This window comes from Rhodovulum sp. P5 (assembly GCF_002079305.1).
Lineage (GTDB): Bacteria > Pseudomonadota > Alphaproteobacteria > Rhodobacterales > Rhodobacteraceae > Rhodovulum.
Genome location: NZ_CP015040.1, coordinates 99,382 through 110,659 on the forward strand (window position 1 = coordinate 99,382; position 11,278 = coordinate 110,659).

8 protein-coding genes and 1 pseudogene are annotated in these 11,278 nt (G+C 64.8%); 6 read left to right on the top strand and 3 right to left on the bottom strand.

Features of this window, described 5'->3' with window-relative positions; all coding sequences use genetic code 11:
• Positions 1 to 6: 6 nt before the first annotated feature.
• Together RGUI_RS20035 and RGUI_RS20040 are read left to right on the top strand one after the other, a co-directional pair.
• A complete protein-coding gene (locus RGUI_RS20035) occupies positions 7 to 633 on the top strand; it encodes a VPLPA-CTERM sorting domain-containing protein (RefSeq protein ID WP_081536245.1) in 627 nt (208 codons plus the stop codon).
• 390 nt (positions 634 to 1,023) lie between these two features.
• On the top strand, positions 1,024 to 2,232 hold the full coding sequence (locus RGUI_RS20040) for a DEAD/DEAH box helicase (RefSeq protein WP_081536246.1): 1,209 nt from the start codon (positions 1,024 to 1,026) through the stop codon (positions 2,230 to 2,232).
• A 116-nt stretch (positions 2,233 to 2,348) separates the two neighbouring features.
• Here the strand turns inward: RGUI_RS20040 and RGUI_RS20045 are convergent, their stop codons facing one another.
• Positions 2,349 to 2,768 (bottom strand): DUF1523 family protein, encoded by a 420-nt coding sequence (locus RGUI_RS20045; protein ID WP_081536247.1) that lies wholly within the window; start codon positions 2,766 to 2,768, stop codon positions 2,349 to 2,351.
• Positions 2,769 to 2,895: 127 nt separating this feature from the next.
• Complete coding sequence (locus tag RGUI_RS20050; RefSeq protein WP_253799329.1) at positions 2,896 to 3,513, bottom strand: exopolysaccharide biosynthesis protein; 618 nt, start codon at positions 3,511 to 3,513, stop codon at positions 2,896 to 2,898.
• Positions 3,514 to 3,759: 246 nt separating this feature from the next.
• Between RGUI_RS20050 and RGUI_RS20055 the strand changes: the two genes are divergently transcribed.
• From RGUI_RS20055 to RGUI_RS20065, 3 genes and pseudogenes are all read left to right on the top strand, one after another.
• On the top strand, positions 3,760 to 5,304 hold the full coding sequence (locus RGUI_RS20055; RefSeq protein ID WP_253799332.1) for a phospholipase: 1,545 nt from the start codon (positions 3,760 to 3,762) through the stop codon (positions 5,302 to 5,304).
• A 145-nt stretch (positions 5,305 to 5,449) separates the two neighbouring features.
• A pseudogene (locus RGUI_RS20060) lies at positions 5,450 to 6,849 on the top strand (selenium-binding protein SBP56-related protein).
• A gap of 3 nt (positions 6,850 to 6,852) precedes the next feature.
• On the top strand, positions 6,853 to 7,512 hold the full coding sequence (locus RGUI_RS20065) for a hypothetical protein (RefSeq protein ID WP_081536249.1): 660 nt from the start codon (positions 6,853 to 6,855) through the stop codon (positions 7,510 to 7,512).
• Between the two features lie 161 nt (positions 7,513 to 7,673).
• Here the strand turns inward: RGUI_RS20065 and RGUI_RS20070 are convergent, their stop codons facing one another.
• Positions 7,674 to 8,378, bottom strand: coding sequence for a hypothetical protein (locus tag RGUI_RS20070; protein ID WP_081536250.1), 705 nt, complete (start codon positions 8,376 to 8,378; stop codon positions 7,674 to 7,676).
• A gap of 392 nt (positions 8,379 to 8,770) precedes the next feature.
• On the opposite strand from RGUI_RS20070, the gene RGUI_RS22440 reads away from it, so the two are divergent.
• Entirely contained in the window at positions 8,771 to 11,155 is a 2,385-nt protein-coding gene (locus tag RGUI_RS22440) for a PA14 domain-containing protein (RefSeq protein WP_081536252.1), read from the top strand.
• The last annotated feature ends 123 nt before the right edge of the window (positions 11,156 to 11,278 follow it).

The following is an 11,278-nucleotide window of genomic DNA, read 5'->3' on the forward strand; positions in this document are numbered from 1 at the left end:
ACTAAAATGATGCGTAAGACGGGAATTTTTCTTGCTGCGGCGGTTTCGGTGGCCTCCTTGGGCGTTGCGGCACAGGCCGCCTCGCTTGGGCTGACGGTCGATCCGGAACCGCTGATCACCGCGACCGGGGACCTGCAAAACTTCGGGTTCGGTCTCGATTTCCAGGATCCGACCTTCAGCAGTGGCGCCGGGACCGGAACGCTGTCGGCCTATACTGGCCTGGCCGTGGCGTTGACCGCCGACCTTCAGACGGACGGGAGCATCGGGGCCTTTGGCGGCTCGTTCAATGTCGACGATCTGTCCGGGATACAGGTCGCCAATTCGAGCAGCCTGGTCGCCTTCGGGTCGGTCTATGACCCGGCCGGGGCGGACACGCTTGAATTCCAGTTCGACGGGATTGGCGGGGACGAAAGCGGGGCCTTTCCGAACGGCGTTCTGCTGACCCTGACGGGTGAGTTCGGCGCCGATCTGGCCGAGACCTTTACTCTGGCCGACATGTGGGCGGGCAACGGACTGACCGACGTGTCGCTTGTGATCGCTCCGATCTCTGCACCCGGCGTCGTGCCGCTGCCGGCGGCGGCCGTTCTTCTTCTGGCCGGGGTCGCGTCGTTTGCGTTTTACCGGCGCACCTGAAGCCTGAACGGCCCCGTTCGGCAACAGCCGCAAGCGGGGCCTTTGTTGCGGCCGGGGTAAAAGGGCAGGGCGGCACTGCCGCCCCGATCACGGGGGAAACGAACGGCATTTTAGCCAGTTCGATTCCGCGCTGTTTGCTTTTTTGTTGACATGGACCCGCCAACGCCCGATGAGGCGTTGACGTTATCGCCCTGCCGCGTGAGCAGACGGGCATTTGCCCGCTTCCGGCCATGACGACCAGTTTCTCACATCACGTAAGGGGGACACCGCCTGTGGCGACTCGGGGCGCAATTCTGCGTGACGGGCGAACGCTTCGGGTCCACCCCGCCTGACCGCGTGCAAAAGGCCCGTGGCGGCAAGGCCGGACAGTTGTCCGGGCAAGGATGTTACATGACCTTCACTGATCTGGGGCTCAAGGCCCCGCTCGTCTCTCGGCTGACCGGCCTTGGGATGTCAAAGCCGACGCCGATCCAGGCCAAGGCGATCCCCCATGCCCTGCAGGGCCGCGACGTGTTGGGTATCGCCCAGACGGGCACCGGCAAGACCGCCGCTTTCGGCCTGCCGCTGGTGATCGCGATGTCGGCCGACACGGCCCGGCCCGCGCCGCGCGGCGTGCGTGGCCTTGTTCTGGCACCCACGCGGGAACTGGCCACGCAGATCGTGGCCACCCTTCAGGCGTTGAGCGGGGATCTGCGTATCTCGCTCGTCGTCGGCGGCAAGTCGATCAACGTGCAGATCAAGCAACTTGCGCGGGGGACGGATATTCTCGTTGCCACCCCGGGCCGCCTGATCGACCTGATCGACCGTCGGGCCGTGGATCTGGGCCAGACCCGGTTTCTTGTGCTGGATGAGGCCGACCAGATGCTGGATATCGGCTTCGTCCACGCCCTGCGCCGGATTGCGCCGCTTTTGGGCAAGCAGCGGCAGACCATGATGTTCTCGGCCACGATGCCGAAACAGATTGCGGCACTTGCCCGCGATTACCTGTCCGACCCGGTGCGGGTCGAGGTCTCTCCCCCGGGGCGTGCGGCTGAAAAGGTGGCGCAATCGGTCCATTTCGTGGCCAAGGACCAGAAACAGGCGCTGTTGATCGACCTGCTTGACGGGCATCGCGACGATCGTGCGCTGGTCTTTGCCCGTACCAAGCATGGCGCGGAACGGTTGATGAAACAGCTTGAGCGCGCGGGCTTTGCCGCCGCCTCGATCCACGGCAACAAGAGCCAGGGCCAGCGCGACCGGGCGCTGGCCGCGTTTCGGGACGGAACGGTGCGGGTCCTGGTGGCCACCGATGTTGCCGCGCGCGGGATCGACATCCCCGGTGTTGGCCATGTCTACAATTTCGACCTGCCGAACGTGCCTGAAAACTACGTCCACCGGATCGGGCGCACGGCGCGGGCCGGTCGGGACGGGCGGGCCGTCGCCTTCTGCACCTCCGACGAAATGGGGGAGCTGAGGGCCATCGAGAAGGTTCTGGGCGCCCGTGTCGAGATTGCCGGAGGAACGCCCTGGACCAGTGCCCGGGAGGCCGCGAAAACCCCTGCAAAGCGGCGCCCGCGCCGACGCCCCGGCCGGCGTCCGGCCAAGAAGATGGCCGCCTGAGGGCCATACATAGAACCGGTGCGAGGCGGTGCCTTGTAAGAGCGCCGGGTTCGTCAGTCTGACAGGCCGCCTTGCTCTCGCAGGCGGCCGCGCTTTTTCATCGATGGCAAAGGGCCTTACCCGGTCGTCACCGCACCCTCACCCTGATCGGACGGGGCCATCAGGCAGCGCTCGGGCGCGTCGATCGAGGTGGCGTTGGGGAACATGTCGAGGAACGGGATACGCAGCCCGTAGCCGTTCACGGTGACGGCCTGTTCGGGGCATTCGCGCGTGACCCGGTTGGCCACCGATTGCAGGTCGGCCGAGTCGAACTTGAAATAGGGCGGCGCAAAGCCCGCATCGGCGTTCTTGAAGATCAGCGTGTCCGACGTGTCGGCATAAACCGTTTCAATGCGGTACTGGACATCGCGGCCATCGCCCGTCGTGCCGGTGATCTGGACGTCCCAGGAAGACGGCCCCCAGCGGACATAGAGCCCGGCAACGAGTACAACGGCAACCGCCCCCAGCGCGATCTTGGCCTTGGTCGAGAGAGTCATGGTCGGGTTCCTCCGAAATTGTGCAGGGCCGACATGGAAGACGCCGTTCCCTTTCTATATCCAATCAACGCAATAACGGGGAATTGGTTCCGATTTCGGTGGTGATCGCCATTGCGAGGGGTCGGTGTCAGGCGAAAAGAGCGGTCGCCAAGGCCGCCCCAAGGATGAACGGAACCATGCCCACCAGCGCCAGAAGCCCGTCCCGCGTCAGCATTGCGACAGCCAGCAGAACCACCGATGCGCCCAGCAGCGAGGACGAGAACGGCACGAGTTCCAGAAACGGCATGACGAGCCCTGCCAGCAGGCACATCAGTTGCGGCAGAAGGACCAAAGGCGGCTCGACCAGCGGGGCAAGCCGCGGACGGGCGACCCATTCAAGCCACCGGGCAGGTCTTTGCAACCCTTTCGCCGCGCGACGGGCCGTGGCGGCATCCATCGTTCGGGCACGCAGCCAGCGCGGGGTCCACAGATGGGGGCGACGGGCGATCATCTGGGCCGAGATCACGGCAATCGCCAGCCCGCACAGGCTTGAAAACCCGGGGATGCCGCTGAGCGGGGAGACGACGGCCAGCGCCGGCAGGAGGAGCAGGGGCGTATAGCTGGCCGCGCCGAGGGCGGAAAAAAGATCGCCGACCGCGACCCGCACCCCCTGCGATCTGTGTGCCACCTCGTCCAGTATCGTGGTCACCGGGGCCTGCGCCATGTTGGACGCGGAGATACCTGCCGCTGCTGACGGATGGGTCATTGGGTCTGCCTGCCTTTCGTTGTCGCTCGGTGCACATGCGCTGCCTTGCACCCCTTGCCGATTCAACGCAGCCTGCGGGCATAAGGTTCATCCCCCGCGGGCCGCGGCAGGACGGAACCGCAGGGCGTTGCCGGCGTTTCACAGTCCAGTCCGCCCGGAGGGGCAGGCAGACGTACCAGAAACCGGGGATGCCGGGATGCCCCAAAGACACAAGACCGCCGGATGGGTGGAGAACAGAGCCGACGCATGCAGAATGACCCTTCGGAGGCGGTTGCCTCGATCACCGTCCTGCTGACTGCGGCAGAAGCTGTGCCGGTGCTTGAAAGCGCATTTCTTGAGGCGCGCGAGTCCATCAGCGCCGGCTTCCGCATTTTCGATCTGTCCACGCCACTGCTGTCGGACGAGGCCCGGACGGTCGGCCACGACTGGTTCGACCTTGTCGTGCACACATTGCGCCGCGGGGTCGAAGTCCGCATGGTCCTGTCCGACTTCGATCCGATCGGGGCGCCCGATCTGCACCGGCAAAGCTGGGCGTCGCGCCGCCGTTTCCTGGCCGCGCAAGAGGTGTCGGGGGGACGGTTGCAGATTGTCACCGCGCGGCATGCGGCGCAGGCGGGGCAGGGCGCAAGGCTGGTTCTGGGGCCTGTTGCCCTGGGAAAGCTGCGCGGGTTCGTTGCGCGGCTGAACGGCATGTCCGCCGAGACGCGCCAGTGCTTCCTGACCGAAGCGCCGGGGCTGCGCAACGCGACGCGGACGACGCCGGCGGGCCATGCCTGCCGTTGGCATCTGCCGCAGCTTTACCCGGCGACGCATCATCAGAAGATGGCCGTCTTCGATGACCGACGTCTGTATATCGGGGGGCTCGATCTCAACCCGCGCCGTCTGGACAGCCCCGACCATGACCGCCCGGCGCGCGACACATGGCATGACGTGCAGGCCATGGTGGAGGGCCCCGTGGTCGCCGCCGCGGCCGACCATCTGAAAAGCTTTCTTGGCACGGTCGCCGGGCACCGGCCGCCGCCGCCGCCCGCGCCGGGATTTCTGCGCACCCTGTCGCGGCGCCCAGGCCGTGCCCCGTTCCGCCTGTCGCCTGTGCCGGTCGTCACCGAGATCGAGGCGGCGCATCGGCAGGCCGCCGAACAGGCAACGCGGCTGATCTATCTTGAGACGCAGTTCTTCCGGCATCTGCCGCTGGCGCGGGTCCTTGCCCGGCGTGCGCGGGCCTGCCCGCAGTTGAAGCTGATCCTTGTTCTGCCGGCGGCCCCCGAAGACGTGGCGTTCGAGGACAATGACGGGCTGGATGCCCGCAAGGGCGAGCGGCTGCAAACACGGTGCCTGTCCATCCTGCGACGGGGATTTGGCACCGACCGGATGCTGGTGGTGTCCCCGGTGCAGCCACGGCCCGCTGGCGGAGAGGGGCGGCACAGGCTCAGGTCGGCGCCGATCATCTATGTGCATTCCAAGGTGTCGATCTTCGACGACGCGAGGGCCTTCATTTCCTCGGCCAATCTCAACGGTCGCAGCTTGCGCTGGGATACCGAGACCGCGGTTGATGTCACGCGGCCCGCGCAGGTCGCCCATGTCCGCGCGCGGGTGATGGGCCATTGGCTGCCCGCAGGTGCGCCGGAGGCCGCCTTGGCGCCGGATACGGCTTTTGCCTACTGGAAAACCCTGTCTGACCGGAACACGCAGGCGGCTCCGGAAGATCGCGAGGGTCTGATCGTGCATTACGACCCCGCCCCGGCGCGCCGCATGGCAACCCCCGTGCCGGTGCCCGACGAAATGGTCTGAGCCGGTCGGGATGTGCGCATGGCGGCCGGCACGGGCCGAACTCTGCCAAAGTGCCTGAAAACATTTGCCCCGAAGCGTCGTGGCGTGAGACGCTTTGTCTCAGGCGCCGGGGGAGGATCGGCGCATTTCAGAGGGAGGACCAACCATGAACCTGCGGCCGGATCCGACGTTCCACGCCACGCCCAAACTCGCCATGGAGGCCCCGGCGGAGACGCTGGCCTTTACCTTGATGCTCAGCCCCGACGGATCGCAACCCGACGGGTTGGCGGTGATCGACGTCGATCCGGGATCGAAATCCTATGGGCAGATCGTTCACCAGGTGATCATGCCGAACACAGGCGACGAGTTTCACCATTTCGGCTGGAATGCCTGTTCGTCCGCGCTGTCGCCCCTGTCGGGACATGCGTTTCTGGAGCGGCGCTATCTGATCGTCCCCGGCATCCGGTCGTCGCGCATCTACGTCATCGACGTGAAAGAGCCGCTAAAGGCCAAGATCCACAAGATCATCGAACCCGAGGAGGTGTTTGCCAAGACCGGCTATTCGCGGCCCCATACGATCCATTGCGGGCCAGAGGGGATCTATGTCAGCACCCTTGGCGGCGGCGGGGCGGATGGCACCGATGGGCCGCCGGGCATCTTCATCATGGATTGCGAGACGTTCGAGATCCTCGGCCGCTACGAGATGGACCGTGGCAAGCAGGACAAGCATTACGATTTCTGGTGGAACCTGCCGCGCGACTACATGGTCAGTTCCGAATGGGGCCTGCCGCCGCAATTCGAAAACGGCGTGGTGCCCGAGGACCTGTTGTCGAACAAGTACGGGCATTCGATCCATTTCTGGAATCTGCGTGAACGGCGCAACGTGCAGACCATCGACCTGGGCGCCAACCACCAGATGGCGCTGGAAATCCGGCCCGCCCATGACCCGGCCAAGGATTACGGGTTCTGCGGCGTGGTGGTGGATACCGAAAACCTGCAAGGCGCGATCTTTACCTGGTGGCGCAAGGCGGACGGGACGTTCGAGGTAAAGAAGACCATTACCATCGACCCGCAGCCTGCCGCCGCCGACGACCTGCCCGAGCTCTTGAAAGGGTTCGGGGCGGTGCCGCCGCTGGTCACCGATATCGACCTCAGCCTTGATGACCGGTTCCTCTATGTCGCCTGCTGGGGCACCGGCGAGATGCATCAATACGATGTCTCCGACCCGATGGCGCCCAAACTGGCTGGCAAGGTCGAGATCGGCGGGATCGTCAAGAAAACCGCCCACCCCGGCGGCAAGCGCTTTGCCTATGGGCCCAGATGGTCGAGATCAGCCGCGACGGCAAGCGCGTCTACTGGACCAACTCGCTCTATTCCACATGGGACGACCAGTTCTATCCCGACGACGCGGGCGGGCACATGGTCATGGCGCATGCGGGCGAAAATGGCGGGCTGACCCTGGCCGAGGATTTCTACCTGGAATTCCCGGACGGCTATCGCGCCCACCAGATCCGGCTGGAGGGCGGGGACTGCTCGACCGACAGTTTCTGCTACCCCTCCGTCTGAGGCGTGGAGGGTATAAGTACGGCAACGGCCCTTTGGGGGGCCGTCGTCGCCTCGGGCATCTATCACGGCGTCAACCCCGGCATGGGTTGGCCGCTGGCGGTTTCCGCCGCGCTGATGGACCGTGCCCCGGGCAGTCTTTTCAAGGCACTGCTTGCCCTGGCGGGGGGCCACCTGCTGGCGATGGCGGCGATCCTGTTTCCCTTCACGGCGTTGCTGTTTCTTGCGGAATGGCAGCGGGAAATCCGGATCGGCGCCGCGCTTCTGGTCATCGGGCTGGGTCTGTACCTCGTGTTCAACCGGCGCCATCCGCGGTTTCTGGCGCGCGTGCCGCCATCGCGGCTTGCGCTCTGGTCCTTTCTCGCGGCAACGGCCCATGGGGCGGGGCTGATGCTGGTGCCGATCTATCTGGGCATTTGCGAAACCATCGACACCGATGCCGGGCATGCCGCGGCCTTTGAACTCATGTCGACCAATACCGGCGTTGTAGGCATGGTGGCCATTGTCCACACCCTCGCGATGACGCTCTCGGGCGGCGCGCTGGCCTTTGTGGTCTATAGATGGCTTGGGTTGCGCTTCCTCTCGAAAGGCTGGTTCAACCTCGATCTGTTCTGGGCGGTCAGCCTGCTGCTGGTGGGCGCAATATCCCTGGCGCTTGTCCTGTAGAAGTCGGCAAGCGTCTATCCGGTGCGACGGGCGGTTCACACCCGCATGTTTTGCAGGCGCGGGCGACATGCCCCATCGGGACAGGTCCGGTTGCAGAGGGGCAGAACCGCCGGGGCTGACAGGCCCGCCGGTCCATGCCAACAGATGGCGGGAACGGGCCTCTAGTGGAACGTCCGGTCGCCGATGCCGCTTTCCGCGATCTCGAACATCAGGTTGTCCATGGAGTGCTGCGCCAGCGGATTGCCATCGTAGTCGGCGCCGCTGAGGGTGATCACCTTGCCGCGGTGGATGCCTGCCTGGCTGATCAGGTCACCGGAGAGACGATAGTTGAGACCGTCTGACTTGTTGGGCAGGGCGCAAAAGTCTTTCGCTGCCTGACGCGGGTGACGCGCGGCCCCCGCCACCGTGCCGGCCGCGCGAATGGCGCCCATCACCGGGTTGAGCTGCGACAGGTTTCTGCCGAAGCTCGACGTGCCAAAGTTCGGCAGAAGCGCGACACCGGGCGCGTTGAACGTCACGAACGGCATCTTCTTGCGGTGACCCACGACCTGGGCAATGGCGCCGCCGAGCGAATGGCCGGTCAAAAGGGCCCCTGCAGGCGCGTTCTTTTCAACGAACGCCTCGGCCTTTCTGAAGTAGCTGCTGTTCATGCAGACACCCAGTTTGAAATCGGCGAGGAAATCGGTGCCACCGGTTGTGCCCTTGAACGCCACGATGGACTGACGGTTCTTGGTGAAGACCGCGGCTTGCAGTTCACCGCTGGCCCATTTCAGCTTGTTCGCACTGACGGTCCACCCGCCGGCGTCGCTGGGAATGTCACTGTAAATCTCGCTGGAAAGCATGGCGAATTCGAAGATCGACGGCATCTTGTTGGCTCCTTCAGGGCGCGATTGACGCGCGGGGTTTGAGCTAGGCGCCAATCCTGCCCCCGGTATCGGTGTGACTTGGGGGCGCAAAGCGTGTCGCGTAGCCGGTTGTGATGGTTGGTCGCGACGCGGGCCGGAAGGGTTCAAAAAAACTTTGGCGTGTCTGGGCGGAACGCAGACCGGGGGCCTGAGGGGCATGCTTCACCGGGCGGTGCAGGCCCGGCTGCTGGCGCGGGGCGCGCGCGGCCTTGAACGGGCGAAGGGGATGGAGGGGCGGCCCGGCGGGCGCGAAGAAGCCGTCTTCCCGTTCTTTTTGAACCGGTCCCAGTGCCCGTCCGACCAAGCAGTATCCCCAGAGAAACCGGGCAATCTGCCAAAAAGGAACTGATCCAATGGAAATTCGCTCCCCGGAAGAGACCCCTGACGCGCTGCAGGCCCTGATCGCCACCCCCGTTGACGCACCCGAACCGGTCATCCCCGAAGTGCTGGCCAATGAAGACGGGTCCCGCACGGTGGTCCTGTCGACCGGTGAAACGGCGACGGTAACGGTGCAGGATGCCAACAGCTTCACGCTCACCATGCGTGACGCGCAGGGCAATGTGCTGTTCGAGGAGACGATCAACGACCCGTCCACGTCGAAAACGCTGGCGATCGAGCCATTGGAGGGCGGACAATTCGTTTTGTCCCGCAATGATCCGGACCTTGGCCCGGCGCTTCAGATCTACGATGCGACCGGGCTGGTGCGGGAGACCGCCGAAGGGGTGCTGCTGTCCAGCTCCTTCCCCGATTTCTTCACCGACCCCAATGCCGTTGACCGCCAGATCGTCGCGCTCGGCGACGGTGGCTTCGTGCTCCTCGACGAGATCACGGGCGCCCGGAGACAGATCAACGCGGTGCTGCTTGACGAAAACCTGAACCCTGTCAGTTCCGTTTCGGGTCTCATCAAGCAGCGGATCACCGGCGGGTCCAACACGCTGCTGCCCGCCGCAGATGTGCTGGCAAACGGCAATATCGTCATCACCTTCGCCGAGAAGGACGGGCGCGACTCCGATCTGGCGTTCGAGATTTACGACATCTCCAGCGGCGTATTCGAATTGATCGCAAGCGCAGACAACCGCGATGGGCGATCCTTCGTCTCGGGCTCGAATGTCGGCAACACGGTGCGGCAAAGCGATGTGGTTGCGCTGGACGATGGCGGCTTTGCAATCGTCTGGAACGATACGGTTTCCGGCAACCGGATGTTCGTCGAACGCTTTACCGCAGATGGCAAAAGCGCCGGCGGCAAACAGGGGCTGCCCATTGATGGCATCCCCGCAGAGATCAAGCTTACCAATCTGGGCGGCGATGGTATTTCGCTGTCGGGGCAGGGGATCAGGGATATCAAGATCGACCTGAGCCAGACCAAGCAATTCTTCTCCAACACCTCCGAGGTCATCGATGGCGGAGACGCCGCCGGTTTCGTCGACGCGCGCGGTGGCAATGACCTTGTCCGCTCGGGTGGCGGCGACGACGAGGTGTTCGGCGGCGCCGGCAACGATACGCTTCTTGGGGGCGATGGCGACGACAGTCTGGACGGCGGGTCAGGCAACGACCTGATGGATGGGGGCGCGGGTCGTGACCGGCTTTTCGGTGGCACTGGCTTTGACGTGTATTCTTTCTCGACCGACGGGATCGCGAATTTCGGTGCCGACACCCTCTTCGGGTTCACCTTCGGGCAGGATCGGATCGACCTCAGCGCGGTCGCCTCGGTCACGGGGTTCGATGACCTGACGATCACCCAGCGAGGCAGCAGTGCCGTGATCGACACCGGTGTGGGCACGATCCGGCTGCCCGGGGTCGTGGCCGCCGACATCCGCCCGTTCGACTTTGTCGGGCTGGACAAGGTCACCCTGAACGGGATGACGGCGACCTATTTCAACGTCGCAAGCAACACGGTGCGCCTCGACCAGATCGATTTCCGGGCCACGCCGATCTTTGAAGAGCAGGTAACCGAGATCAGCGAAGCCACGACCGGCAGCTTCTTTGCCGGTGGTCCCGCCGACCATTTTGCCGTGCTTTATCACGGCGCCTATCTGGCCGAAGAGGCCGGGACCTACCGGTTCAGCCTGAAAAGCGATGACGGATCCGAGTTGTGGATCGACGGTGTTCGGGTGATCGACAATGATGGCCTGCACGGCCCGGCTACGCTTGAGGCCCGGGTGGAGCTTGACGAGGGCGCGCACAGCATCGAGTTGCGCTATTTCGAGTCCCGCGGTGGGGCGACGGTCGAACTGGGCGTGGTCACGCCCGGGTCCGCGGTGGGCGAGGTGGTGGACTTTACCCCGGTCCTGATCACCGATCCGCTGCTGATCGAGGGCCGGGCCGCCGGCGAAACGCTCAAAGGCCGGGAGGGCGACGACACCATTCTGGGCGCGGGCGGCAACGATTCCCTGCTTGGCCGCGGCGGTGACGACATCCTTGAGGGCGGCAGTGGCGATGACATCATGACCGGCGGCGCGGGTGCGGACGTGTTTGTCTTCAACATCTTCCGGGAAGGGGACGCCGACGAGATCATGGATTTCGAGGACGGCGCCGACACAATCATGGTGCGCATCGCCGATCCCGAAACCGGGCGGCTCAACCTCGATGCTTGTGCCAATGGTCTTGAGGGCTTGGTCGACGCGCTCGACATCACCGATGTCGTCGGTGGCGCCCAGATGAGTGTCGACGGGCATCTCGTGCTGATCCATGGCGTCAGCGCGGCCGACCTGACGATCGACGATTTTCAGTTTGTCTGACCCGTCGCGTGGGGCCCTTGCCGCGCGCGACCCCGTCCATGATGAGGACCGCGCTGTCAGGCGCGGTCATTGGTGCCGACGTAGGCCCATAGACAGGCCGGCCCGGTCCTGTCTTTTGACTGT

Bases quoted from the DNA above. Each gene is read 5' to 3' on its own strand.
- RGUI_RS20035 (WP_081536245.1), top strand. From the start codon at position 7: ATGATGCGTAAGACGGGAATTTTTCTTGCTGCGGCGGTTTCGGTGGCC.
- RGUI_RS20050 (WP_253799329.1), bottom strand. From the start codon at position 3,513: ATGACCCATCCGTCAGCAGCGGCAGGTATCTCCGCGTCCAACATGGCG.
- RGUI_RS20045 (WP_081536247.1), bottom strand. From the start codon at position 2,768: ATGACTCTCTCGACCAAGGCCAAGATCGCGCTGGGGGCGGTTGCCGTT.
- RGUI_RS20040 (WP_081536246.1), top strand. From the start codon at position 1,024: ATGACCTTCACTGATCTGGGGCTCAAGGCCCCGCTCGTCTCTCGGCTG.
- RGUI_RS20070 (WP_081536250.1), bottom strand. From the start codon at position 8,378: ATGCCGTCGATCTTCGAATTCGCCATGCTTTCCAGCGAGATTTACAGT.
- RGUI_RS22440 (WP_081536252.1), top strand. From the start codon at position 8,771: ATGGAAATTCGCTCCCCGGAAGAGACCCCTGACGCGCTGCAGGCCCTG.
- RGUI_RS20055 (WP_253799332.1), top strand. From the start codon at position 3,760: ATGCAGAATGACCCTTCGGAGGCGGTTGCCTCGATCACCGTCCTGCTG.